General features: G+C 75.0%; 12 protein-coding genes. 6 read left to right on the top strand and 6 right to left on the bottom strand.

Annotated features, from left to right (window positions below; translation table 11 throughout):
- Positions 1–128 precede the first annotated feature (128 nt).
- Genes ACLF5H_RS22820 through ACLF5H_RS22835 form a run of 4 tightly spaced genes read left to right on the top strand, consistent with a single transcriptional unit; the run spans position 129 to position 16,357 of the window.
- Positions 129–6,422 carry an amino acid adenylation domain-containing protein gene (locus ACLF5H_RS22820; RefSeq protein WP_421677877.1) on the top strand — a complete coding sequence of 2,098 codons (6,294 nt, stop codon included), beginning with the start codon at positions 129–131 and terminating at the stop codon, positions 6,420–6,422.
- Between the two features lie 56 nt (positions 6,423–6,478).
- The gene (locus ACLF5H_RS22825) at positions 6,479–13,792 is read left to right on the top strand and encodes an amino acid adenylation domain-containing protein (protein WP_421677878.1); all 7,314 of its coding nucleotides are present in this window, start codon (positions 6,479–6,481) and stop codon (positions 13,790–13,792) included.
- Positions 13,789–15,045 (top strand): cytochrome P450, encoded by a 1,257-nt coding sequence (locus ACLF5H_RS22830; RefSeq protein ID WP_421677879.1) that lies wholly within the window; start codon positions 13,789–13,791, stop codon positions 15,043–15,045. Before ACLF5H_RS22825 ends, ACLF5H_RS22830 begins: the two co-directional genes overlap by 4 nt.
- Positions 15,046–15,085: 40 nt before the next feature.
- The gene (locus tag ACLF5H_RS22835; RefSeq protein WP_421677880.1) at positions 15,086–16,357 is read left to right on the top strand and encodes an MFS transporter; all 1,272 of its coding nucleotides are present in this window, start codon (positions 15,086–15,088) and stop codon (positions 16,355–16,357) included.
- 19 nt (positions 16,358–16,376) lie between these two features.
- Here ACLF5H_RS22835 and ACLF5H_RS22840 read toward each other — a convergent pair whose 3' ends face one another.
- The 3 genes from ACLF5H_RS22840 to ACLF5H_RS22850 form a co-directional block, all read right to left on the bottom strand.
- Complete coding sequence (locus tag ACLF5H_RS22840) at positions 16,377–19,292, bottom strand: AAA family ATPase (protein ID WP_421677881.1); 2,916 nt, start codon at positions 19,290–19,292, stop codon at positions 16,377–16,379.
- Positions 19,293–19,429: 137 nt separating this feature from the next.
- Entirely contained in the window at positions 19,430–19,648 is a 219-nt protein-coding gene (locus ACLF5H_RS22845) for a hypothetical protein (protein ID WP_421677882.1), read from the bottom strand.
- 68 nt (positions 19,649–19,716) lie between these two features.
- On the bottom strand, positions 19,717–22,530 hold the full coding sequence (locus tag ACLF5H_RS22850) for a type 2 lanthipeptide synthetase LanM family protein (protein WP_421677883.1): 2,814 nt from the start codon (positions 22,528–22,530) through the stop codon (positions 19,717–19,719).
- Positions 22,531–23,244: 714 nt separating this feature from the next.
- Here ACLF5H_RS22850 and ACLF5H_RS22855 point away from each other — a divergent pair.
- Together ACLF5H_RS22855 and ACLF5H_RS22860 are read left to right on the top strand one after the other, a co-directional pair.
- Positions 23,245–23,847, top strand: a complete 603-nt coding sequence (locus ACLF5H_RS22855) for a LuxR C-terminal-related transcriptional regulator (protein ID WP_421677884.1) — start codon at positions 23,245–23,247, stop codon at positions 23,845–23,847.
- Positions 23,844–24,464 (top strand): response regulator transcription factor, encoded by a 621-nt coding sequence (locus ACLF5H_RS22860; protein WP_421677885.1) that lies wholly within the window; start codon positions 23,844–23,846, stop codon positions 24,462–24,464. Before ACLF5H_RS22855 ends, ACLF5H_RS22860 begins: the two co-directional genes overlap by 4 nt.
- A 25-nt stretch (positions 24,465–24,489) precedes the next feature.
- Here the strand turns inward: ACLF5H_RS22860 and ACLF5H_RS22865 are convergent, their stop codons facing one another.
- The 3 genes from ACLF5H_RS22865 to ACLF5H_RS22875 form a co-directional block, all read right to left on the bottom strand.
- The gene (locus tag ACLF5H_RS22865) at positions 24,490–25,230 is read right to left on the bottom strand and encodes a Type 1 glutamine amidotransferase-like domain-containing protein (protein WP_421677886.1); all 741 of its coding nucleotides are present in this window, start codon (positions 25,228–25,230) and stop codon (positions 24,490–24,492) included.
- Positions 25,231–25,375: 145 nt separating this feature from the next.
- Positions 25,376–26,227, bottom strand: coding sequence for a 4'-phosphopantetheinyl transferase family protein (locus ACLF5H_RS22870; protein WP_421677887.1), 852 nt, complete (start codon positions 26,225–26,227; stop codon positions 25,376–25,378).
- Complete coding sequence (locus tag ACLF5H_RS22875; RefSeq protein ID WP_421677888.1) at positions 26,220–26,471, bottom strand: MbtH family protein; 252 nt, start codon at positions 26,469–26,471, stop codon at positions 26,220–26,222. Before ACLF5H_RS22875 ends, ACLF5H_RS22870 begins: the two co-directional genes overlap by 8 nt.
- Between the last annotated feature and the right edge of the window lie 108 nt (positions 26,472–26,579).

Here is a 26,579-nt window from a genome sequence, read left to right on the forward strand (position 1 = left end):
TCGGCCCGAGTCCGCCGCCCCCGCCCCCAGAACCGCAGTCGACTCTGCTCACACCGCTGCGTCTTCTTCCCTGGGGAGTGCCCGCCGGTGGCGGCAGGCTGCTGGGAAAAGACGGCTGGGAGGCGACAGTGACAACAGGCCCGGCCCCTGCGGGGGCGCCGAACGACGTGGACGCCCGGACGGTGTCCTTCGCGCAGCGCCGGCTGTGGTTCATGGACCAGCTGGCGGGGTCCTCCAGCGGGTCGATGCTGCCGTTGGTGCTGCGGCTGCGGGGGCGCCTCGACGCCGACCGGCTGGAGCGGTCGTTGAGCGGGATCGTGGCCCGGCACGAGGTGCTGCGGACGCGGTTCACCGCCGTGGACGGGGAGCCGGTGCCGATCGTGGACGCGCCCGCCGGGTGCCCGCTGCGCCGGGTCACGGCGGACGGCCCCGCCGACCTGTACGCCCGCTGCCTGGGCCGCCCCGTCGACCTCGCCGAGGAGCACCCGGTCCGCGCCACCCTCGCCCGGGTCGCCGAGGACGAGCATCTGTTGCTGGTCGAGGTCCACCACATCGCCGTGGACGGCTGGTCCTGGGGCGTGCTGCTGGAGGAGCTGGCCGCCGGATACCGGGGCGAGGAGGTCGAGCCGCCGGCCGTGCAGTACGCCGAACTCGCCCGCGCACAGGCCGAACGGCTCTCCGGCGCCCGGCTGGAACGGCTGCTCGGGCACTGGCGGGAACGGCTGACCGGGCTGACCCCGCTGGAGCTGCCCACGGACCGGCCGCGGCCCCGGGTCTGGGACGGCTCCGGCGATGTCGTCCGCTTCGATCTGCCCGCCGAACTGGTCGCCGCCGTGGACGGGTTGGCGCGCTCGCGGCGGGTCACCCGGTACATGGTGCTGCTCACCGCCTATCAGGCGCTGCTCGGTCACTGGTCGGGCCGTACCGACGTCGCCGTGTGCAGCACGCTCGCCGACCGGGCCCAGCGCGGTGCCGCCGAGCTGATCGGCCCGCTGGTGAACACCGTCGTGCTGCGGTCGGACCTGTCCGGACGGCCCGGCTTCGACACGCTGCTGGAGCGGGTACGGCGGCGGGTGCCGGCCGATCTGTCCCATGCCGAGGCGCCCTTCGACCTCGTGGTCGGCGCGCTCGGCGGATCCCGGGACCTGTCCCGGCACCCGCTCGCCCAGGCGTCGTTCACGCTGCTCAACTCCCCGATCCGGCCGGTGCGGATGGCGGACCTGGACGTGGCGCTCGTCGAGCCGCCGCTGACCGAGACCCCGCTGGACGTCTTCCTCGACCTGACCCTGCGCACGGACGGCTCCGTCGCCGCCATCCTCCAGTACGCCACCGCCCTGTTCGACGCCGGCACGATGCGCGCGTTCGGCACGGCGTATGTCGCCCTGCTGCGGGCCGTCATCGCCGAACCGACGGCACCCGTACACGAGTTGGCGCGCGCCCTGCCCGCCGGGCCCGGGGCGCCCGCGCGGCCCAGGAGCGACTGGCACCACGCCCCCGACCGGCCCACGGCGCCCGCGCGGCCGGTCGCCTTCGCCGGACGGCCCGACGCGCTCGCGCTGCGCTGCGGCGACGACAGCGCCACGTACGCGGAACTCGACGCCCTGTCCGGCGGACTCGCCGCCGCACTGCGCGCCGCCGGGGTCACTGCGGGCAGCCCGGTGGGTGTCGTGCTGCGCCGCGGACTGTGGTCGGTCGCCGCCATCGAGGGGATCTGGCGGGCCGGTGGGGTGTACGTGCCGCTCGACCCCGAACTGCCCGCGCAGCGGCTCGCGTTCATGGCGGAGGAGGCGGGGCTCGCCTGTGTCGTCACCGCACCGGCGACGGCCACCGTCGCCGCCCCGCTCGCGCCCGTCGCCGTCGACGTCACCGCCGTCACCCCGGACCCGGACGGGCCCCGCCACCGGCCCGACCCCCGCCAGCTCGCCCATGTCATCTTCACGTCCGGGTCCACGGGACGCCCCAAGGCGGTCGGTGTCGAACACGCCGCGCTCGCCTCGCACGTGGCCGCCGCACGGCAGCGCCTCGGCATCACCGCCGCCGACCGGGTGCTGGCCTTCGCCTCCTTCTCCTTCGACGCCTCCCTCGACCAGGTGCTGCCCGCCCTCACCTCCGGCGCCACCGTCGTCATGCGCCCCGAGGAGCCCTGGCTGCCCACCCAGGTACCGGAGATCGTCCAGCGGCACGAGCTGACCGTGGTCAATGTGCCGCCCACCTACTGGTCCGAGCTGGCCCTCTCCCTGGACCGGCGGCTGGCCGCCGCCCTCGCGCCGCTGCGGCTGCTGGTCCTCGGCGGCGAGGCGGTACCGGCCGACACCCTGGCCGTCTGGCGGGCCGCCGTGCCCTGGGTGCGGGTCTGCAACGCCTACGGGCCCACCGAGACCACCGTCACCGCCACCACCTACGACGCCGAGGAGCCGCCCGCCGACACCGTGCCCATCGGCCGCCCGCTCGGCGACCGGCGGGTGTACGTGGTGGACGCGGACGACGAGCAGGTGCCCATCGGCGTCTCGGGTGAACTCCTCATCGGCGGCACCGAGTTGGCGCGCGGCTACCTCAATCGGCCCGCGCTGACCGCCGACCGCTTCGTCCCCGACCCGTACGGCCCGCCCGGCGGCCGCCTCTACCGCACCGGCGACCTCGTGCGCTGGACGCCCGGGGGAGAGCTGGAGTTCGTCGGCCGCCGCGACGACCAGGTCAAGATCCGGGGATTCCGCGTCGAACTCGGCGAGGTGGAAGCGGTGTTGCGGGCCTGCCCGCTCATCGCCGCGGCCGCCGTCCGGCCCGACCGCGCCACCGGACAGGCCCTCACCGGCTATGTCGTACCCGCCCCGGACGCGCCCGCCGCGCCCGACCGGGCGGAGCTGCGGGCCTGGTGCGCCCGCTATCTGCCGCACTACGCCGTCCCCTCCGACTACGTCACCCTGGACGCCCTCCCGGTCGGCGTCTCCGGCAAGCTCGACCGGGGCGCCCTGCCCGACCCCGACCGCGGCCACCCGGCCGACGGCGCCGCCTTCGCCGCGCCCCGCGACGAGACCGAACGGATCGTCGCCGAGGTGTGGGCCGAGGTGCTGGGCCTGGAGCGGATCGGCATCGACGACAGCTTCTTCGACCTGGGCGGGCACTCCCTGCTCGCCACCATGGCGGTCTCCAGGATCGCCGGACGGCTCGGCCGGGACATCGAGTTGCGCACCGTCTTCGAGCACCCGACCGTGCGCGGCTTCGCCCCGCGCGTGGCCGGCGCCCGCACCTCGGGCACGACCGAGGTGGTGCCCGTCGACCGCGCCCGCCCGCTGCCGCTGTCCTTCGCGCAGGAGCGCCTGTGGTTCCTCGACCGCACCTCCGACCGGGGTGACTCGTATCTGCTGTGGTACTGCTGGCGGGTCCGCGGCGGACTCGAACGCGACGCCTGGCAGCGGGCGTTGGACGATCTGGTGGCCCGCCACGAGGTGCTGCGCACGGCGCTGACCGAGTCCGACGGCCGCCCGGTGCAGCAGGTGTGCGACCCGTCGGGCGTGCCCCTGCACTGGGAGGCGGCGCCACAGGGGCCGGACGAGGAGTCCCGGCTGGACGCCGTACGACAGCGGGCCGTGGCCCTCGCCACCCGCCGCTTCGACCTCGACCGGCCGCCCCTGCTGCGGGCCGGGGTGTGGGAGCTGGCCGACGACGACCATGTGGTCCTGCTCGCCCTGCACCACGCCGTCACCGACGGCTGGTCCAAGGGCGTCCTGCTGGACGAGCTGGCCCACCACTACGCGGCCCGCCGGGCGGGACGGGAGGCCCACCTGCCGCCGCTGCCCGTCCAGTACGGCGACTTCGCCGTGTGGCAGCGGGAACGCGCCGAGAGCGGGGCGCTGGAACCGCAACTCGCCTACTGGGAGCGGGTGCTGGCCCGGACGCCCGCCCTGGAGCTGCCCACCGACCGGCCCCGGCCGGCCGCGTTCACCGGGCGCGGCGGTGCCGTCGAGATCGACCTGCCCGCCGAGCTGGTGCACCGGGTGGACGCCTTCGCCCGGGAGCGCGGCGCTTCCCGGTTCATGGTGCTGCTGGCCGCCGCCCAGGCCGTGCTGGCCCGCTGGTCGGGACAGACCGACGTCCCCGTGGGCACGCCCGTCGCCGGGCGCGGCCGTCTCGAACTGGAGCCGCTGGTCGGCTTCTTCGTCAACACCGTCGTCCTGCGCACGGATCTGTCCGGGCGGCCCACCTTCAGCGCTCTCGTGGACCGGGTGCGTGAGGTGGTGCTGGGCGCCTTCGATCACCAGGAGGTGCCGTTCGAGCGGGTCGTGGAGCGGCTGCGTCCCGCACGCGATCTGTCCCGCAACCCCCTGTTCCAGGTGATGGTGGACGTCCAGGACGCCTCCACCGGCGGCGCCGGGCTGCCGGGGCTCGACACCCGTGACTTCCGACTGCCCTGGGGATCCGCCAAGTTCGACCTCACGGCCACCTTCGTGGTGCGGCCCGACGGGTTCGCCCTCAACATCGAGTACGCCGCCGACCTGTTCGAACCGGCCACCGCCACCCGGTTCGCCCGCCACGTCGGACGCCTGCTGGAAGCCTTCCTCGCCGATCCCGGCGGGCGCGTGGACGCGGCACCGCTGCTGTCCGCGGGGGAGCGCGAACTGCTGGTGGCGACGGCGGGGCGCGAGGTGCCGCCCGCACCGGCGTTCCGGGTGGCCGGCCGCCCCGGGGACCCGGCCGTGGTGTGCGAGGGCGCGAGCCTCGACCATGGCCGACTGGACGCCCTGACCGGTGGGTTGGCCGCCGCCCTCGCCGCCGGGGGAGTCGCGCCCGGCGACCCCGTCGGGGTGTGCGTCCGGCGGGGCGTCTGGTCGGTGGCCGCGATGCTGGCCGTCTGGCGGGCGGGCGGTGTCTACGTCCCGCTCGATGTCCTGCTGCCTGAGGACCGGCTGCGGTACATGCTCCACGAGGCCGGGGTACGGCACGTCGTGGCCGACGCGCACACCGGCGAGAAGGTCACCGCGCTCGGAGTGAGCGCCGTGGCCGTCGAGGACGTACGACCGCTGCCCGACGGACCGCGGCACACCCCCGACCCGGGCGACCTCGCCTATGTCATCTTCACCTCGGGCTCCACGGGTCGCCCCAAGGCTGTCGGAGTCGAGCACCACGCCCTGGACGCCCATGTGACGACCGCCCGCGAGCGGTTCGCGCTCAACGCCGAGGACCGGGTGCTCACCTTCGCCTCCACGTCGTTCGACGCCTCGCTGGAGCAGATCCTGCCCGCGCTGAGCGCCGGAGCCACGGTGATCGTGCGCCCGGACGAGATCTGGGCGCCGGAGGAACTGGCCGCCCGCGTCGCGGCCGAGCGGGTCACCGTCATGGAACTCACCCCGTCCTACTGGGCGGAGCTGGTCTCCCACCTGGACCGGCTGGCACCGCTGCTCGCCTCGCTGCGGCTGCTGGTGACCGGGGGAGAGACGCTGCCCGCCGATCCGCTGGAGCGGTGGTTCGGACACCTGCCGGGGGTGCCCGTGCTCAACACCTACGGGCCGACCGAGACGGTGATCTCGGCCACCGCGCACACCGCGGACGGCGTCCGCACCGGACGGGTACCCATCGGCCGGCCCCTGGGCGGGCGCCGTACCTACGTGGTCGACGTGCTGGGCGAACTCGTCCCCGAGGGCGTGCCCGGTGAACTGCTCGTCGGCGGAGACGAGTTGGCCCGCGGATATCTGGGACGACCGGCGCTGACCGCCGAGCGGTTCGAGCCCGACCCGTTCGGCGGGCTCGGCGGGCGGCTCTACCGCACCGGGGACGTCGTACGCCGACTGCCCTCCGGCGAAATGGAGTTCCTCGGCCGCAACGACGACCAGGTGAAGATCCGCGGGTTCCGCGTCGAGCCCAAGGAGGCCGAGGCGGCGCTGCGCCGGCACCCCGGGGTACGGGCCGCGGCGGTCGTCGTACGCACCCTGCGCGGCGAGGCCGCCCTGGTGGGCTACGTCGTCGGCGACGGGCTGTCGGAGGAGATCCTCCAGGCGCACTGCCGGGCCCAACTGCCGCACTACCTGGTGCCGTCGGCGTTCGTCCTGCTCGACGCGCTGCCGCTGACGGTCCAGGGCAAGCTGGACATCGCGGCTCTCCCCGAGCCCGCGGCACCCGAGCCGGAGACCTTCGTGGCGCCCCGCAGCCCGGCCGAGACGGTCGTCGCGCAGATCTGGTGCGAGGTGCTCGACCTGCCCCGGGTCGGCGTCCACGACGACTTCTTCGCCCTGGGCGGCCACTCCCTGCGCGCCGTCGCCGTCGCCTCCAGGCTGCGCACCGCGTTCGACTGCCCGCTCCAGGTCAGGGACCTGTTCGAGCATCCCACGGTGGGGCGGCTCGCCGCCGAGGTGGAGGGCCGACTGCTGGAGTTGATCTCGCAGATGAGCGACGACGAGATCGACCTCTCCCTCACCGCCGACTTCTGAGGGCCTCCCGCCCCGACACCCGCTTCCTTCCCATGAGTTCAGATCGGAGTGCCCTCATGACCACATCCGACGTGCGCCCAGGCCCCGCCGCCCCGTCCGCCACCCTGTCCCCGGCCGCCCGGCGCCTGCTGGAGCAGCGGCTGCGCGGACTGACCGGCGCCCGCGACGACGGCCCGGTCCGGATCAGCCCGCGCCCCGACCGCATCCCGCTGTCGCCCGCCCAGCAGCGCCTGTACTTCCTGGACCGCCTCGACCCCGGCGCCGCCACCTATCTGCTGCCCGCCGCCTGGCGGTTCACCGGCCCGCTGGACCTGCCCGCGCTGCGCGCCGCCGTCACCGACCTCACGGCCCGGCACGAGCAGCTGCGGGCGGTCTTCCCCGAGCACGAGGGCCTGCCGTACCAGCGGATCCTGCCGCCCGACCCCGCCTGCCTCGACCTGGTGGACGCCACCGGACCGGCCGACGCGGACCAGGAGCGACGGCTGGCCGCCACCGTGCACGCCGCCGCGCTGCGCCCCTTCGACCTCGGCCGGGAGCCCGCCTTCCGCGCCACCCTGGTCCGCGCCGGTGACGACGACCACGTCCTGGTCCTCGGCATGCACCACATCGTCTCCGACGGCTGGTCCCTCGGTCTGATCGTCCGCGACCTGACCGAGCTGTACCGGGCCAGGACCCTGGGGTGCCGCGCCGAGCTGCCCGAACTGCCCCTGGACTACACGGACTACGCGATCTGGCAGCGGGGCGGCGACCAGTCCGCCGCCCTCGACCACTGGCGCACCCGGCTGGCCGGGCTCACCCCGCTGGAGCTGCCCACCGACCACCCCCGCCCCGACACCCCCGGCGGCCGCGGCGCCGCGCACATCCTCACCCTGTCGCCCGCGCTGACCAAATCCCTCGCCGAGCTGGGCCGACGCGCGGGCACGACGTCGTACATGACGGTGCTCGCCGCCTTCCAGGCCGCGCTGGCCTTCCACAGCGGGCAGCAGGACATCGCCGTCGGCACCGTCGTGGCCAACCGGGAGCGGGCCGAGACCGAGCAGCTCGTCGGGTTCTTCGTCAACACCCTGGTGCTGCGTGGTGACTTCGCCGACGACCCGACGCCCACCGCGCTGCTCGCCCGCACCCGGGAGCGGGTCCTGGAGGCGTTCTCGTACCAGTCGCTGCCCTTCGAGCGGGTCGTGGAGGCGCTGAGCCCCGAGCGCGATCTCGCCCGCAACCCGCTCGTGCAGGTCCTGTACACGCAGACCGACACCAGCGGCTCCGCGTTCGATCTCGGCGCGGCCACCGGGACGCCGTTCCGGATCGACCTCACCACCGCCAAGTTCGACCTCACCCTCGATCTGCGCGACGGCGACGGCCGCACCGAGCTGGCGTTCGTCCACCGGCCCGATCTGTACGACGCCGTCTCCGTCGCGGCCCTCGCCCGGCACACCGTGAACCTGCTGGAGGCGTTCTGCGCCACCCCGGACACCCCGCTCAGCGGCATCGACCCGCTGACCCCCGCCGAACGCGCCCACCTGCTCGGCCCGGACGGACCCGCGAACGCCGGGAACGAGCCTCAGGCCGCCCCGCGCACCGCCCCCGACCGGCTCGCCGAGCACATCGGCCGGGCGCCGCAGACGATCGCGGTACGCGGCACCCACAATCCGGCCACCCACAATCCGGCCACCGGTGACCCGACCACCCACACCCTGACCTACGCCCAACTCGATGCCTCTGCCTCACAGTTGGCCCGGCGGCTGCGCGCGGCCGGGGTCACCCCCGGCGCCCTGGTCGGCGTCTGCCTCGACCGCACCCCCGACCTCGCCGTCGCCCTGCTCGCCGTCTGGCGCGCCGGGGCCGCCTACCTCCCGCTCGACCCCTCCCACCCGAAGGCCCGCCGCGAGTTCACCGTCGCCGACTCCGGCATCGAGTGGATCGTCACCGACAGCGCGACCCGCGACGCCGTGGAGCAACTGCCGGTACGGCTCATGCTGGTGGACGAGGACGAGGACGGTGCCGCCGAGACGGAGACCGCCGACATCCTCCCCGCGCCCGGCGACCTCGCGTACGTCATCTACACCTCCGGCTCCACCGGCCGCCCCAAGGGCGTCGAGGTCACCCACGGCAATCTGGCCTGGCTGCTGGCCGCCGCCGACCGGCACTTCGACTTCGGCCCGGACGACGTGTGGACCCTGATGCACTCGCCCGCGTTCGACTTCTCGGTCTGGGAGCTGTGGGCGCCGCTGACCAGTGGCGGACGCGTGGTCGTGCTCGGCGCCGACGAGGTCCGCGACCCGGCCGCCGTGCACCGGGTGCTGCGCGAGGAGGGCGTCACCGTCCTCAACCAGACCCCGGCCGCCTTCAAGGGCCTGCGCGCCCACCTGAAGAGCGTCGGGAGCGGCTTCGCCGAACTCCCGCTGCGCACCGTGGTGTTCGGCGGCGACGCCTTCGACGTCCGCGATTACGGCGACTGGTTCACCGCCCCGGGCGAGCAGCCCGCCCTGGTGAACATGTACGGCATCACCGAGACCACGGTGCACGTCACCTTCCGCACCATCACCGAGGACGACGTGCGCGGCGCCGTCCGTTCCCCCATCGGCCGTCCGCTCACCGGCCAGCACGGATACGTCCTGGACGCGCGGGGCCGGCTCGTGCCGCCCGGCAGCGTCGGCGAACTGTACGTCTCCGGCGGCGGCGTGGCCCGCGGCTACCGCAACCGGCCCGAACTGACCGCCGAACGCTTCCTGGACGATCCCTTCGGGGCGCCCGGCGCCCGGATGTACCGCACCGGCGACCTCGTACGGGTGCTGCCCGACGGCGAGTTGGCGTACCTCGGCCGCGCCGACCACCAGGTGAAGATCCGCGGCTACCGCATCGAACCCGGCGAGATCGAGACCGCGCTGCGCGCCCTGCCCGGCGTCGCCGATGTCACGGTGGTCGCCCGCCGGGACGGCGACACGGCCCGCCTGGTCGCCCACATCGTCACCCCGGAGGCCCGCCCGCTGGATCCGCCCGCGCTGCGCGAGGGACTGCGGCTGACCCTGCCCGACTACATGGTCCCCGCGCTGTTCGTCCGGCACGAGCGGCTGCCGCTGACCGCCAACGGCAAGGTGGACCGCGCCGCGCTCACCGCCGTCGCCCCCGCCGCCGCCGGACCCGGCACCCATGTGCCGCCCGAGGGCCCGGTGGAGCAGGCCCTGGCCGGGGTGTGGAGCCAGGTGCTCGGCGCCGAACACGTCGGCCGCGGCGACAACTTCTTCGACCTGGGCGGCGACTCGATCCTGGCGCTGCGCCTGGTCGGTCTCGGCCGGCTCGCCGGGCTCGGCTTCTCCGTCGCCGACGTCTTCCGCACCCGCACCCTCGCCGACCTCGCCGCCCTCGTCACCGACGCCGCCGACGCCCCCGCGCCCGTCGCCCCCTTCTCCCAGCTCGACCCCGCCGACGCGGGCCGCCTCCCCGACGGCCTGGAGGACGCCTACCCGCTGACCATGCTCCAGGCCGGGATGCTGCACGAGATGCTCGCCGACCCCCGGCGCGGCGCCTACCACAATGTCACCGATCTGAAGATCAGCACCCCCGAGGGCTTCGACCGGCATGCGTTCCAGGCGGCCGTGGACGCGGTGGTCGCCGGACACCCCATCCTGCGCAGCTCCGTCGACCTCGTCACCTACCGCGAACCCCTCCAGCTGGTGCACCGCGCCGCCCGGCTGCGGGTCGGCTACACCGATCTGCGCGGCCTGCCCCGCGACGAACAGCGCGCCCGGCTGCGGGAGTTCGTGGAGGAGGAGTTCGAGAAGCGCTTCGACCTGGCCGCAGCTCCCCTGGTCCGCATCCATCTGCACCAGATCACCGACCACGATCTGCGGCTCGTGCTCACCGACTGCCACGTCGTGCTGGACGGCTGGAGCCTCACCTCGCTCGTCGCCGACCTGCTTGCCCTGCACCGCGAGGCCGTCGCCCACGGCACCGCGCCCCGGCTCCCGGAGGCCCCCGCGTTCGCCGAGTACGTGGCGCTGGAGCGGGCCGCCCTCGACAGCGAGGAGTCGCTGACGTACTGGCGCGACAGCCTCACCGACCTGCGCCCGGTGACCTTCCGCCGCCGTGCGCAGGCCGGTACCGGCGCCGACCGGCCGCCGGTGCACGAGGTCCGCCGCTCCTACGCCCATCTCGCCGAGCGCATCGGCAGGTTGGCGAGGGACGCCGGGGTGCCGCGCCGTACCGTGCTGCTCACCGCCTTCCACCACACCATGAGCCTGTTCGCCGACCGCGACGAGAGCGCCCTCGGACACAGCATCGGCCTGGTCACCAACGGACGGCCCGAGGTGCCCGGCGCCGACCGGATGCGCGGACTGTTCCTGAACACCGTGCCGTTCGGCGTCACCCGCCCGCGCGGCAGCTGGCGCGCGTATCTGCGGGACGTGTTCGCGGCCGAGCAGGAGATGCTGCCGCACCGCAGGGTGCCCCTGGTCCGCATCGCCCGACTGCGGCCCACCGAGCCCAGCCTCACGGACACCGTCTTCAACTACGTCAACTTCCACCGGCTGTCGCACGACTCCTGGGACGACTCCCTGGAGATCGCCCGGACCATGTTCCCGCTGCTGGTCAACGCCAGCGTCAACGCCTTCACCCTGGACGTGGACCCGGAGTTCGTCGCCCCCGGCACGGCCGAGCAGCTGGCCGACGTGTACTGCGCCCAGCTGGAGGCCATGGTCGCCGGGCCCGACGCCCGGGTCACCCGGCCCGCCCTCACCGGCGCGGCCCGCGCCACCGCCCTCGACGTCTGGGCACGCGGACCCGAGATCCCGTCCTCGCCGCTGATGCTCCACGAGCACATCGCGGGGCACGCGGCCCGCACCCCGGACGCGGTCGCCGTCGAGCACCGCGGCCAGCCGCTGACGTACGGCGAACTCCACGAGCAGGGCGAGCAGTTGGCCCGGCGGCTGCGGAACCTGGGCGTCGGCCCGGAGACGGTCGTCGGGATCTGCGTCGAGCGCGGCCCCGACCTGGTGCGCGCCGCCGTCGGGGTGCTGCGCTCCGGCGGTGCCTTCCTGCCGCTCGACCCCCAGCACCCCACCGAGCGCCTGAAGTTCATGGCCGACGACAGCGGCATGCGGGTCCTGCTGACCCAGCGCGCCCTCGACGGCACGGTGCCTTTCGCCGGTCCCGTGCTCCATCTGGACGCCCCCGCCGAGCACGTCGAGCCCGTCCCCGGCCGGGAGCCCGACGCCGACACCCTCGCCTACATCATCTACACCTCAGGCTCCACCGGCACCCCCAAGGGCGTCGCCCTGCCGCACCGCGGACTGTCCAACATGCTGGAGGGCCAGCGCGACCTGGTACGCCCCACCCCCGGGGACCGGGTGCTCCAGTTCGCGTCCTTCGGTTTCGACGCCTCGATCCTGGAACTCACCTGGTCCCTCGCCAACGGCGGCCGCCTGGTCACCGCGCCCAAGGAGGACCTGCGTCCCGGCCCCGACCTCGCCCGCACCCTGCGCGCGGCCCGCGTCACCTGCGCCATGCTGCCGCCCAGCGCCCTCGCGGTGCTCGGCGAGGACGACTTCCCCGAACTGCGGGTCCTCCAGGTCGCCGGCGAGTCCTGCCCGGCCGAACTCGCCGACGCCTGGTCCAGCGGCCGCCGCTTCCACAACGTCTACGGCCTCACCGAGACCTCCGTATGGTCCGTCGCCGCCGAACTGAGCCCCGGCCAGGGACAGCCGCCCATCGGCACCCCGATCCGCAACACCCGCGTGCACGTCCTGGACGACGACCTCCAGCCCGTCCCGGCCGGGGTACCCGGCGAGATCTACCTCGGCGGACAGGCCGTGGGCCGCGGCTACCTCGGCCGCCCCGGACTCACCGCCGCCACCTACGTCCCCGACCCCTACGGGCTCCCCGGAGAGCGGCTGTGCCGCACCGGCGACCTCGGCACCCACCGGCCCGACGGCTCCGTGGAATGGCTCGGCCGCCGCGACTCCCAGGTCAAGCTGCGCGGCTTCCGCATCGAACTCGGCGAGATCGAGCACGCGCTGCGGGCCCTGCCCGAGGTCCGCCAGGCCGTCGTACTGCACCGCACCGACCTGCCCGGCGGCGAACCCGCCCTCGTCGCCTACCTCGTCCCGCAGGGCCCCGCCGCGCCCGCGCCCGAGGAACTGCGCCGAGCGCTGCGCGCCTCGCTGTCCGCGTACATGATCCCCGCCCGGTTCGTGCTCCTCGACGAGCTGCCCGTCAACCGCAGCGGGAAGATCGACAAGCGGGCGCTGCCGCTGCCGCCCGCCGAACTCGACTGCGGAGACACCGAGTTCGTCGCGCCGGCCACCCCGGCCGAGAAGGTGCTCGCCGAGATCTGGCGGGAGGTCCTCGGCCTCGCCCGGATCGGCGTCCACGACGACTTCTTCCGCATCGGCGGCAGCTCCCTGTCCACCGTCCGGGTCTCCCTGATGTCCGCCGGGCGCGGCCTGACCGTCTCCGTCGGCGATCTGATCGAGCACCCCACCATCGCCCAGCTCGCCGAGCACGCCACCCGCGCGGCCGGGGCGGGCCTGCCCACCGCCGTCACCTCGGAGGTACGGCTGCGCGCGGGCACCGGCGAGCCGCTGTGGTGCGTGCACCCCACCGGCGGCAGCGCCGCCTGGTTCGTACCGCTCGCCCGCGCCCTGCCGCCCGGCCGTCCCGTGCACGCCTTCCAGGCGCGCGGACTGCTCGGCGGGGTGGACCCGAGCACTGTCACCGGGATCGCCGCCAACTACGTCGCCGAGATCACCGAGCGGAGCGCGGACACCGGCGGCGGGCGGGCCCCGCACGCCCTCCTCGGCTGGTCCATGGGCGCCAACATCGCCCTGGAGATGGCCACCCAGCTCGACCGCGCCGGGCACCCGGTGGCCCCCCTCGTCCTGATCGAGCCGTACCTGCCCAACCCCGCCGCCCGCGCCCGGCTGAACGGCGTCACCGACGATCTGCGCACCGCCTGGCGCCAGCGCGACCTGATCCGGCAGCTGCCGCCCTCCCCGGAGCGCGACCGGGCCACCGCCGAACTCACCGCCATCCTGCTGGGCGCCGGTATGAGCCCCGCCGAGGCGGCCCTGGTCGAGAACGCGCCCATCGAGGTGTGGCACTCCCTGCTCGCCGCCCTCGCCGGGTACGAGGTCCGCCCCTACCCCGGCCACATCCACCTGGTGGTCGGCAGCGAGGCCGCGGGACTGCCGCGCGGCCGCACCATGCCGGGCCTGGACGTCGACTACGACACCTATCTCGCCCGCTGGCGCGAGCTGGCGGGCGGCGGACTGACCGTGCACATCAGCGAGGGCGACCACATGTCGATGATGGCCGAGCCGAGGGTGTCCGGCATCGCCGAGATCCTCGTCGCGATCAAGGAGGGGGAGAACCGATGACGACGGCGACCCCGACGAGTACGGCGACCGCCCCCGGGACGGCGTTCACCGAGCGCTACCTCCTGTCCCCTGACATGATCGCCGACCCCTACGGGCACCTCGACGCCCTGCGCGCGCACGCCCCCGTGCACTACAGCCCGATGCATCACGCCTGGCTGGTCACCGGCTACGACCAGGTGATGCGCTGCCTGCGCGACCCGGCCGTCACGGCCGACCGGGTACGGCCCCTGATGGACGCCGTACCGCAGGGCGCCCGCGAGGACGCGGAGCGGGCGTTCGGGATCCTGTCCCGCTGGATGGTGTTCAACGACCCGCCGCAGCACCGCAGGCTGCGCCAGGTCTTCCAGGAGGCGTTCGCCGCACGGGCGGTGGCCCGCTACCGCGCCTTCACCGAGAAGGCCACCCGCGCCGTCCTCGCCCGCAAGGCGGTCCCCGGCCGCTCCGGCGATCTGATGGCCGACGTGGCCAAGCCGCTGCCCGCGCTGGTGTTCGCCCGCTGGCTCGGCATCCCCCGCACCGACGCCGCCGCCTTCTGGTACTGGAACGCCCGCGTCGCCGACCTGGTGCTCGGCACCGCCCAGGAGGAGAGCGAGTACCGGGCCTCCCTCCAGGCGCTGGTGAGCCTGGAGGACTATCTCGCGGACCTGGTCGCCCGGCGCCGCGCCGAACCCGCCGACGACCTGATCAGCCAGGTCCTGAAGGAGGGCCGGGTCGGGGAGTCGGTCACCGAGGAGGAGTTCGTCGGGATGCTCACCCAGATGGCGTTCGCCGGTGGGGAGACCACCAGCAACCTCATCGCGAACACCGTCCTCGCCCTGCACACCCGGCCCGGCCAACTCGCCGCCGTACGCGAGGATCCCGCGCTGGCGCAGGGCGCCGTGGAGGAGGCGCTGCGCCTGGACGGCCCGTCCAAGATGTCGATCCGCGCCGCCGTCTCCGACCTGGAGCTGGACGGCTGCACCCTGCGGGCGGGCGACCGGATCTTCCTGGTGACCGCCGCGGCCAACCGGGACCCGGCCCGCTTCCCCGACCCCGGCAGGTTCGACGTCCGGCGCACCGGCGCCACCCACCTCGGCTTCGGCTTCGGCGCCCACTTCTGCATCGGCGCCGCGCTGGCCCGGCTGGTCGCCGTCGCCGCCGTGCAGACGCTGGTCCGCGACCACCCGGGCCTGACCCTGACCGACCCCGGCGGGATCACCTGGCAGCCGTCCCTGCTCAACCGCAGCCTCACCGCGCTGCCCGTCCGCTACTGACCGGACCGCCGCGAGCGTCCGCACCCCCGAAAGGCACATCATGGCCACCACCCTCGCCGGCGCCGGTCCCCGGCTGTGGGCACCCGCCCGCCAGCGGCCCTTCCGACTCCTGTGGCTGGGGCAGTCGTTGTCCCTGCTCGGCGACGGCTTCAGCGTCGTCGCGTTCTCCTGGATCACCCTCGGCCTGACCGGCTCCACCCTCACCCTCGGCTACGTCCTCGCCTTCCAGGCCGTCCCCCGCGCCCTGCTCACCCTGGTCGGCGGCACCCTCAGCGACTCCTGGTCCACCCGCACCCTGATGATCGCCTCCAGCTGGACCCGCGCCGCCCTGATGGCCGGGGTCGGAGTGGCCGGGCTCACCGGACATCTGACGGTCTGGATGCTGTGCGCCGCGGCCACCGCGTTCGGCGCGGTGGACGCCTTCTTCCAGCCGGCCCGGGTCTCGATCCTGCCCTCGGTGGTGGACAAGGACCTGCTCACCCCGGCCAACGCGCTGCTCGGCGCCGGTTCGCGCACCGCGGCCGTCCTCGGCCCCGCGGTCGGCGGTGTGGTCATCGCGCTGACCCGGGCACCGGTCGCCTTCGTGGTCGACGCCGTCTGCTTCGCGCTGTGCGGCTGGTGCGTGTCCCTGATCGCCACCCGGCCGCGCCCGGCCGCCGCGCCGAAGGAGGACGCGAAGGCCGGGCAGGACAAGGGGGTCGAGCGTCCTCCGTCCCTCGGCGCCCGGATCCGCGAGGGCGTCGTCTTCACCCTTCGCGACCCGAGGCTGCGCACGGTCGTCGTCCTCGACACCGCCGTCAACTTCTGTTACGCCGGGCCCTTCACGGTCGGTTTCGCCACCCTCGCCGAACAGGTGCTGCGCGGCGGCTCGGCCACCCTGGGCGTGCTCAACGGGTCCCTCGCCGGTGGCGCGATGCTCGGCACGCTGGCGGGCGGCGCGCTGGGCGGCCGGCCCCGGGTCGGTCTGCTGGTGGCCGCGCTGGCCGGGTGGCTGGGCGCCGGGATGGCGGTCCTCGGCCTGGTGCACAGCACCCCGGCGGTCGTCGGGACCGTGCTGGCCATGGGCTTCGCCATCGGCTTCCAGGGGGTGTTCGGACTGAGCTGGATCCAGCGCAACATCCCCCAGGAGGTGCTCAGCCGGGTCATCTCCGTGGACATGGTCCTCGGCTACGCCGCCGCCCCGCTCTCCCTCATCGTGTGCGGCGCGCTGGCCCGCACCAGCACGCTCGCCCTGTTCGGGGTGGTCGCCGGGGTGCTCGCCCTCACCGGGGTCGCGGTGCTCGGCTCCCGGGCGGTGCGCGAGATGCGGTAGGGCCCTCTCGGAGAAGGCCCTAGGAATCGCGCAGGGCGGCCGAACGCGCGCACAGATCCGCGCGGTTGGCCGCCCCCGTCTTCGTGATGAGGCTGGCGATGTGCTTCTCCGCCGTACGGGGGGAGATGAACAGCCGGTCGGCGATGTCCTTGTTGGACAGCCGCTCCGCGAGCAGCCGGAACACCTCGAACTCCCGGACCGTTATGCCCTGGGCGCGCAACTGGTCCGGGATGCCGCTGCTCCCGGTGCGGTGCTGGCGCACCGGGGCGCCGAGCCGGCGCAGCCCCGCCCGGCAGGCGCCCGCGACGGCCGGGATGTCCCGCTCGTGGAAGTAGTGCTCGGCCTGCCGCAGCCAGCTGACCGGATCGCCCCAGCCGTCCTGGTGCGCCGCGTCCGCGATCAGCCGCAGCCCGAGATGCCGGGCCAGCGGATACGGCTCCGCCACCGCCTGCGCCGCCTCGACCGCGCGCGCCGCCCCGGCCCCCGCGCCCTCCCGGCCCAGCAGCACGGCCTCCGTGAGCAGCACGAAGTGCCGGTTCCAGCGCATCCGGGCCATCGCGGTGGCGGTGATCTCCGCGTGCCGGGTGCGGTCCGCGCGCCCGGCCAGCACATCCAGCAGCAGCACCATGCCGTGGGTGCCGCTGAGATGATAGGTCGAGGGGTTGTCCGCCTCCAGCGCCAGCACCGTGCCCAGATCCTCGCGGGCCTGCTCCCGGTCCTCCTCAAGCAGCGCGCAGAACGCCCGGGCCAGCCCGTGGCTCAGCGGCTCCTCCTGGGAACCGGCCCCGTCCCACTGCGCGAACGCGGCCAGCGCCGCCTCCATCCCGGCCCGGTCGGCATGGTGCGCCGCGAGGACGGACTGCGCCATCAGGACGTACCGCACGGCGGGCGCGAGCCGCAGCCGTCGTACGACGGGCAGGCACTCGGCGGCGGTCGCGCGGGCGGTGTCGTGGTCACCGCGCAGGACGGCGTCGAGTACGAGGATGCCGTCGACGGTGTGCACGATGTTGACCGAGCCGAGCCGCAGCGCCTCCTCGCGCGCCGCCAGCAGCCCCGCGGTGTCGCCCTCGGCGAGCCAGGCGTTGCCGCCGAGCCGGGTGGCCGCGTACATCCGCTGCAGGGGCAGCCGGTGGCGTTCGGCGGTGGCGAGGGCCTGGCCGAGCATCGCCTCGGACTCCTCCGGGTCCCGTTCGCGGGCCACGGTGGCGAGCAACTCCTGTGCCTGGCAGGCGACCACGGGCAGCCCGTGCCGTTCGGCGGTGTCGGCGGCCGAGCGGGCCAGCTTCTCCGCGTGCTGGGTGCGGTCGGGGCCCGGGGTGTCGAGGGCCAGATAGGCGGCCGTCACATCGACGGTGGCGGCGGTCATCTCGTCCGGCGCGGTCGCCAGCACCTCACGGGCGCGGGCCACCTGCCGGTTGCCGTCGCTCCACCGCCCCGCCGTGTGCGCGACCTTGGCCAGCCGGGCGTGCAGCGTGGCGAGCCGGACGGGACTGAGCCCGAAGCCGCCCAGCAGATGCAGATCCTCGGCCAGTTCGAAGGCGCGCGCGAAGTCGCCGGCCTCGGCGAGCGCGGGCAGCAGGTTCTCCAGGACCGCGGCCCGCCCCTGCGCGTCACCGGCGTCGGCGAGCAGGCGCTCGGCACGGCTGAGCAGGGTCACGGCGGAGCCAAGCGCACCGGCCGCAAGGGCCCGGCCGCCCGCGTCCGCGAACAGCAGCCCGGCCGCGCCCCGGTCCCCGGCCTCGCTGCGCAGCCCCGCCGCCAACGCGCACCAGTCGCCGCCGAGTTCGGGGTGCAGCTCCTCGACCGCCTCCGCGCCCCGGCGCGCGAGATCGGCCCGCTGGCCGGGCGTCATCTGGGTGAACAGGGCTTCCACGGTCAGCGAGTGGCGGAAGGAGTACCAGTCGGGGGCCGGTTCGTCGGGGATCACCAGACGGGCCGCGACCCCCGCGTGCAGATGGCTGAGCAGCGCGCGGTCGTCCACGCCGCTCATCCGCTGGAGCACGGTCAGCGGGAAGCGGCGGCCCAGTACGGCGGCGGCCGACAGCAGGGTCAGGCCCTGCGCGCCCAGCCGGTCGATGCGGCGCAGGATGTCCCGGGCCAGCGTCGAGGAGACATCGCTGCGCAGATCCCCGATCGCCCGCCAGCCGTCCTGGCCCTGCACCAGGGTGCCCGCCCCGATCATGGTCTGGAGCAGCTCCTCGACCAGGTACGGGCTGCCGGAACTGTCCTCCCACAGCCGCTGGAGCACTGCCTTGGGCACCTCCTGCGGCTGCGCCACGCCCAGTTGGGCCGCGACCATCTCGTCCGCCTGCCCCCGGGTCAGCGGCGGGATCTCCAGCAGGGTGGCGGCACCGCGCCGACGCGCGGACTGGGCCAGGTCCAGCGCGTCGCTGAAGTCCGTGCGCACGGTGGCGAGCAGCAGGACGGGCGTGTACTCCAGGTTGTCCACGAGGTATTCGAGGACGCCGAGCGTCTCGGGGTCGGCGTCGTGCAGATCCTCCAGGAGCAGCAGCTGGCCCTGGCCGCGCCCGGCCGCGATCAGCAGCCGCAGCACCGCCTCGCCCAGGATCACCATGGAACTGCTCTCGCGCTCCCCGGTGTCCCAGTCGGGAATCAGCCGTCCGAGCACCGGCCGGTACGGGCCAAGGGCCAGGTCGTCCATGGACTCGCCGCCCCGGAACAGGGACATCAGCGCCTCGGTCAATGGCCGGAACGGCACCGCCGGGCCCGTGGTGCTGCTGCGGCCGCGCAGCACCCGCATACCGGCGTCGAGCGCGCCGCCCACCACCTCGGCCGCGAGCCGCGACTTTCCGACGCCGGCCTCGCCGACCAGGAAGACCACACCACCGCGTCCCTGTTGAGCGCCGCTCAGCGCACGTTCGAGGAGGTGGAGTTGGGGACCCCGCCCGACCAGGGAAGGCGCATGGGAACGCATGAACGCAGATGATAATCGGAATATCGCGACCTGTGGCAGGTCGCCCCGCCCGGACCGTACCGCTCCGTTTGGGCACACGGCGGCGCGGACCCGCAAGACGGGTCCGCGCCATCACGCCTGTGGCGGTCGGCGGTCGCCTACCGGGGGGCGGAGACCGACGTGTCGATGGTGCTCAGCGTGATGACAAGGCCGCTGGTGAGGACCATTCCGGCCAGCACCCGGGCGCGGGCGCAGGCGCGGTTGCGGCCCTTGAGGGTGATGCCACCGGCCGCGTCCTGCTCGTCGGCGGCGATCCCGGCGGCGATCTCCGCGGCGTCGGCGGCGTCGGCGGTGGCGGCGGCGAAGTTCTTGTCCATGAGGTGATCCCCTTCAGATGGTCCCGCGCGGGTGGGCGCGGGGGCGGAGGCGGAGTGGTGCGGGGTGGTCAGTTGCCGTACCGGCCGGGGTGTCCCAGGAGCAGGACGGAGGGCACGGTGCCCGGGTGGGCCAGGCGGAGCAGTCCGTAGCCGATGCCGGAGAGTCCGGTCAGCAGCCCGGGGGAGGGAACGTGGTCGGGGGTGGCGCAGCGGTGGCCCTGTGCCTCGACGAACGCGAGCGCCTGGCCGGTGCGCAGGGTCAGGGCTTCGGCGGCCGGGCCGTCGCCCCGCTCGGCCAGGACGGTGAGGGCTTCCAGCGCGCCGAGGGCGCCCCGGCCGAGGCTGAGGTCGGGCCCGACCTCGGCGGCCCGCAGCCGGGCCGAGAACTCGGCCGCGGCGGACGGGAGTCCGGTCAGTGCCGAGGAGGCGGCGGCCACTCCGGCGAGCCCGTGCGTCCAGGACGGATCCGTCTCCGCCGCCCGTGCCCGCAGGGCCGCGCCGTCGAGCAGGGCCCGGCCGGTGCTCGCGTGCGCCGCGGACCGCTCCGGCCGCGCGGCGGCGTACCGCAGCAGCGCCCAGCCGATCCCGGCGGCGCCGTCCGCGAAACCGGCGGCCTCGACGGGCCCCGCCTGGCACAGCAGGTCCGCCAGGGCGTCCGCAAGCTCCAGCGCGCCCGGGGTCCCGGTCGCCTCGTGCACGGCGACGGCGGCGGCCAGCGCCCCGGCCGTACCACCGGCCAGCCCGGGGTCCGTACACCCGGCCGCCGCGTGGCCGAGCGCGGTCAGCGCGTCCGGCAGTACCTGCGCCAACTCCTCGCCCAGCAGCGCCGACAGCCGGACCAGGGCGTAGCAGATGCCGCCGAGACCGTCGTAGGCGCCGGGGCCCGCCGCCGCGCCCAGCTCGGGATCGGCGGCCAGGGCCTTCAGCAGCGCGGGCAGCGGCCGTACCGCCTCCCGGGCCAGCGCGGTGTACCGGTCGGCGCCGGTCAGCGCGCCGGTGTGGGCGAGGAAGAGCGCGACCCCGCAGTAGCCCTGCGCGAGCCCGGCGCCCATCGGCAGCACCGCCCAGTGCGGGCCCGAAACCCGTTCCAGACCGAGCCAGTTGGCGCGGCCGCCGTCGCGTACCGCACGGGCGGCGATGTCGTCGGCGATCCCGCACACCGCGGCCAGCAGCCGCGAGGCGTCGGGCACCACGGCCGGTACGGGGGCCACGGCGAGCGCCGACCTCGGCCGGTCCGCAGGGTCGCAGGCGCCCCGGGCGGCCAGCGTCGCCGAGACGATCCACTCCTGGTCGCGGCAGTCGATCTCGTCCATCCGCGCGATCTTCTTGCGCACCGCGGCCAGGCTCGCCTCCGGCAGTACGTCCGCGAGCCAGGTCCCGTCGGCCGCCCGGACCCCTGTCCCGGACGGCCGATGGGCGAACAGGGGGACGTCGCCGCGCCACAGGTCCGCCGTCTCGTGCTCGATCAGCCGCGAACGCGCCCGGTCCTGCTCGGACTCGGTCCACAGCACGGCGAACACCCCGTCCCGGGCGAGCGCGTCACCGAGCAGCGCCGGATGCGTGGACTCCTCCAGCAGGGTCGCGTACAGCCGGGTGGCGCGGGCGATCAGCCGGGCCGGGCTGTCTGCGGCCGCCGTCAACGGGCCGTCCTCGGCGGTCAGTTCGGCGCCGTGCGCCGCGAGGGCCGCGTACGCCGTGCGGAAGCCGTCGAGCAGGGCGGCCCGGTGGTCGGCGCCGTCCAGCGGGCGGCCGTCGGGCAGCGGCTGGTTCTGCGCGGCCGGGCTGAGCAGCGGCCCCCGTACGGCGCGCATGGTGTCGCGCCCGCTGTCCGCCCAGTGCAGCCCCTCGCTGGGGAAGGTACCGTCGGTGGAGCGGCCCAGCGCGGAGATGTCCAGCGCGCCGTGCTCGCCGATCAGCAGATGGGGCAGCAGGCAGGTGCGGTGCACGGAGGTGTGCAGGGCGTCCGCGGCCGGGTCGGCGCCGGCCGTCATGGCCTGCCCGAGCCCGGTGTGCAGCAGCGTCTCGGCGTCCACCAGGACCGGCTGGTCGCCGCAGGCGATGACGTTCTCGTAGTGCATGTCGGCGCCGTCCACCGCGTAGAGCAGCGCGAGCAGCACGCCCTGGCGGCGGTAGAAGGCGTCGGTCTCGGTCACCGAGCGGCACCAGCGGTGGGAGACGAACTCCAGCCAGCCGTAGCCCTCCCGGCGCACGGTGCGGGCGGTGCGCAGCGCGAGATCGGGGACCTTGGTGTCCATCCAGGCCGCCAGCTCGTCCAGCAGGGCGTGCTGGCCGAGCGGCCGGGGCTTGTACACCACGCGGGCGCCGTCGGCGAAGCGCAGCACGGCCACCGACCGGTTGCCCTGGTGGGCGTCGCCGAGTCCGAGTTCGACGCGGACGAGCGCCCCCGGGTCGCGGCCGTCGAGGAGAGCGGCGACCAGCTCGTCCCGGTCGGCCCGGAAGCGGGCGGCCAGTTCGGCCGCCGCGTCCAGGGCGTCCAGGGCGGTCTGTCCGAGCATCCGGGCCAGCACCGGGTAGGCGGCGAACAGTTCGCCGAGGCCCCGCCGGGTGCCCGCGGCGGCGACGAAGGACGCGAACCGCTCCCGCGAGGTCGCCCCCGCAAGTCGCCCGGCGCGGCGGGCCCCGGCGAGTTCCCGTACGAGGGTACGAGCGGCCAGCCGCACCAGCTGCGATGTCAGCCAGGCGTCGAACTCGCCCTGCCACACGCTCCGTTCGGCGGTCGGCGCGAGCGGCAGCAGCTCGGCGAGGCGTCCGGCGGCCGGGACGACGAGCGGTCGTACGACGTGGGCGAAGACCTCGGCGCCGGTGCCGTCCGTGGCCGGCTCCTCCTGATGCTCGGGCGCGGCGTCCAGGGCCGCCTCCACATAGCGGGCCCAGCGGGGCTCGGCGGCGCGGGCGGCGAGTCGCTCGGCGGGCTCCGCCGCGAGGGCCGCCCCAGGGGGCGCGGACGGGGGCGTCGGGGTCGGCGGGCGCGGCCGGTCGGCCGGGGGCGGCGAGGCGCTCCGCGAGGGAAAGCGCCGGGGCCCACCAGGCGAGCGGCAGGCCGGCGCTCCGGGGAGTCGGGAGGCTGGCGGTCTCAGTCACGTCAACGAAGGTCCCAGACGGGGGCCGACCCCCACATGGGGAAGTGACCCCCATATTCTCCCCGGCCCCTCCCCAGCGGTGGGGGCGAGGACCCCGGGAGGTGGGGGAAACCGCAGGTCGGGGCCGTACTACCCATATCCCCTACGCCCGTCCCCCATAGGCCCCCAGAACAGCCCCCACGCCCCCACGGCCGCCACCCGCACGCCCGACTACCCACAGGCGCCCCCCATACGTCGCGACGGGCACCCCCACAGGGCCGACGATCCCCCGGCCATGTGCGGGGACATGCCCTTACGGGGGCCGCGCACACCCTCAGGGGCCCCGCGCACCTCCTCAGGGGGCCGTGCCCCACCATCCGGCTGCGGCCCCGCACCGGAAAGGTGGGGACCGACTACCGATGCCCGCCCCCGGGAGACGACGGCAGGGTGAGCGTCGTACCCCACAGGCCGCCGCGGTGCTCACCACCGGGCGAACGACCTTGCAAGGAGCAGAAGATGGGAGTTCCCGTACCCGTCGGTGTGGTCGCCCTCGACCCGGTCCTGGAGGCCGGCACCCGCAGTACCCTGCTCGCCTGCCCGGAACTCACCGTGTGCGAGCCCGGGACCGCCCGGGTCGCGGTGCTCACCGTGGACCGGCTCGGCCCGGCCGAACTCGACATGGTGCGCACCACCCGTGCCCACCCGTCGCGTCCCGCCGTCGTCCTGGTGGCCGGCGCGCTCGCCTCCGGAGACGCCCTGCACGCCCTCGCCGCCGGTGCCCGGGGCCTGCTGCTGCGCCGCGAGGCGGACGCGTCCCGGCTGGCCCACGCGGTGCTGGCCGCCGCACAGGACGACTGCACCGTCCCCACCGACCTCCTCGAACAGGTCCTGGACCGGCCCGAGGGCGCCGAACGCGGCTGGGCGGGCGGATCGCTCTCCGACCGCGAACGCTCGGTGCTGCGCATGGTCGCCGACGGGCACGAGACGGCGGAGATCGCCCAGCAACTCGCCTACTCGCCGCGCACCGTGACCACGGTCGTGCACGACATCACCCAGCGGTTCCGACTGCGCAACCGCGCCCACGCGGTCGCCTACGCACTGAGAGCGGGCCTGCTGTGACCGCCACCCTGACCGCCGCACCCGGCGGAGCGACCACGACCCTGCCCCTGCGCGTCCTGCCGGCCCGGCACGCCGACCGGGTGCGGGAACTCGCCCGCCGCGCGGGCCTCGACTGCGCGATCGGCCACGGGCAGCCCGGGACCGTCACCGTCGTCGTCACCGACGACGCCGAACGGGCCCTGCGCGCCACCCGGTTGCCCGGCCCGCTGCTGCTGGTGTGCGACACGGCGGGCCGCGCCGGACTGCTGGAGGCGCTGCGCGCCGGGGCCGTCGTGCTGCGCAGGGCGGACCTCACCGAGGAGAGCCTCACGGCGGCCGTCCGCCGCGCCGGGGCACCGCACCTGAGCATCCCCTACCCGGAGCTGTCCCACCTGCTGACCACCGGATCCGGCCCCGGCGCCCCCGCCGCGCCCGAGGACCGGCCACCGTCTTTGACGGGCCGTCAGATGTCCGTGCTGCGGCTCATGGCGGAGGGCCACGGCAACGCGGGCATCGCCCAGTTGCTGGACTGCTCCGAGCACACCGTGAAGAACGTCGTCTACGAGATCATGGCCCGGCTCGGCGCCCGCAACCGGGCCCACGCGGTGGCGCGCGCGGTGCGCCACGGACTGATCTGAGATGCGGCGGCCAGCGACCCGGGGGTCAGGCCCCGGGAGTCGGCAGCAGCCGCGGGGTGATGCGCTCCTCCACCGCCCGGCCGTCCTCGCGGCGCACCACGTACGCGCCCTTGTCCGGCAACTCCGCGACGGCCTCGACCAGTTCGGTGCCCCGGTAGACCAGGCCCACCCCGTCGTCGGTGCAGTGCGCCGTGGGCAGGGTGCCGTCGGCGACCAGCCGGTGGATCAGCGGGCGGCGGCCCGGGTCGGAGTCGTAGTGCACCCCGTTGCCGTACGGCAGCAGGCCCAACGCGTCCGTCACCGGGCGCAGTCCGGGCCCGAAGGAGTCCGTCGCACCGCCCTCGAACCAGCAGATGGAACCCGCGCTCACCCCGGCGAGGACCACCCCCGCCCGCCAGGCCCGCCGCAGGACCGCGTCCAGGCCGTGCACCCGCCACACGGCGAGCAGGTTCGCCACCGAACCGCCCATCACCCAGACCACGTCGTGGTCCAGGACCGTGCCCTCGACGTCCTCGACGTTCGGCATGGGGAACAGCTGCAGCGGTGTCAGCTCGAAGCCCGCCACCCGGGCCGCCTCCGACATCCGCGCCGCGACATGCTCGGCGTCCCCGATCGCGGTGCCGACGTACAGGATGCGCGGTCGCCTGCCGTGCACACCGGAGAGGTCGACCGCGTGCTGGACCAGGGCGTCGAAGAGCACCCGGGTGCGTGCGGCGGCGCGATGTCCTCCGGAGGTGGCGACGATGGTGGGTTCCGGGGCGGTCACGCGGTGATCGTAGCGCGCGGAACGTGCTCCGGACGTGGGGGAGTCGTGAAGGCGCGCACGCGAAGACGGGCGGGGGACAACGCGGCGGGGACCGGTCGTCCGACCGGTCCCCGCCGTCTTCGTGTGCGCCGCCTCCGCCGTGCTCTCACTCGCGCCGCAGCGCCACGGCCGCCGCGTACCCCGCCGGGACGAGGACGTCCCGCAGGCTCCAGTCCGGCGACGGCGACACCGGCCGCGGTCCGGTGCCGACCCGGTCCAGGGCCGGATCACGCACCAGCCCCGTCCCCAGCCCCTTGAGATACGCCTCCTTGCGCACCCATGTCCGGGTGAAGGCCGCCTGCCGCTCGGGTGCCGGGAGCCGGGCCAGCTCCGCCACCTCCCGCGCATGCAGCGCGCACTGTGCGCTGCGCACCGCCTCCACGGTGGCCACGCCCTCCACATCGACCCCGACCGGTGCGCCCGCGAGCGCCACCAGCACCAGGTCCCCGCTGTGCGACAGGGAGAAGTGCACCCCCGAGGTGCGCAGCACGGGCCGCCCGTGCGGGCCCCCGCAGCCCGCGCACGGCTCCCGGGTCAGCGGCAGCTCGTCCGCCGGGACGCCCAGCAGGGGGCTGAGCAGGGCACGCAGCGTCGCATGCGCGATCACATACGCGTCCCGGTCCCGGGGCCGCCGGAACGCGCGGGCCCGCGCCCGCTCCTGCGCGTCCAGCAACTCCTGGGCGCGCAGCAGCGATCGGTCGTCCTGGCTGCCGACCTCGGTCAGATACAGCTCCAGCGGACCGCGCAGCGGCCGGGGGCCGACGGGGTACGGCGGATACTGCGGACCGGGCAGGTCCAGGAGCGCGGGACACAGGGCGCCGGGGGACGGGACCGACAGGGGCGTGTCGCCTGGTTCTGCCGGTGTCCGGGGGGTCGTGAGTACGGCGCCCGCCCCCGCCGTCGTGGGCGGTGCGTTGGCCGGCCTGGCCGGCACCAGGGCCGGCCGGACCTCAGACATCGGCCCCGGCGAGCCGGCGGCGCAGGCTCAGCGGGCGCATGTCCGTCCAGACGGCGTCGATGTGGTCCAGGCACTCCTGCCGGTCGCCCTCGTGGCCCTCCCGGTGCCAACCGGCCGGCAGCTCCCGGTCCGCCCGCCAGATCGAGTACTGCTCCTCGTCGTTGCGCACCACGAGATACCGGTCCTCGACGCCGGGGCGCGCCTCGTCGCCGCCGGTGCCGTTCGCGGAGTTGGGTTGCGTCACGGTGAACCTCCCGCAGGTGATGGGCCGGCCGCGGATCAGGGTCCGGCGACGCAAGAGTGCCCGGCCCCCGCCCTGCCCGGTCAGGGACGAACACGCCGCAGTGGTGGC

The organism is Streptomyces sp. LaBMicrA B280 (assembly GCF_049222185.1).
Lineage (GTDB): Bacteria > Actinomycetota > Actinomycetes > Streptomycetales > Streptomycetaceae > Streptomyces > Streptomyces murinus.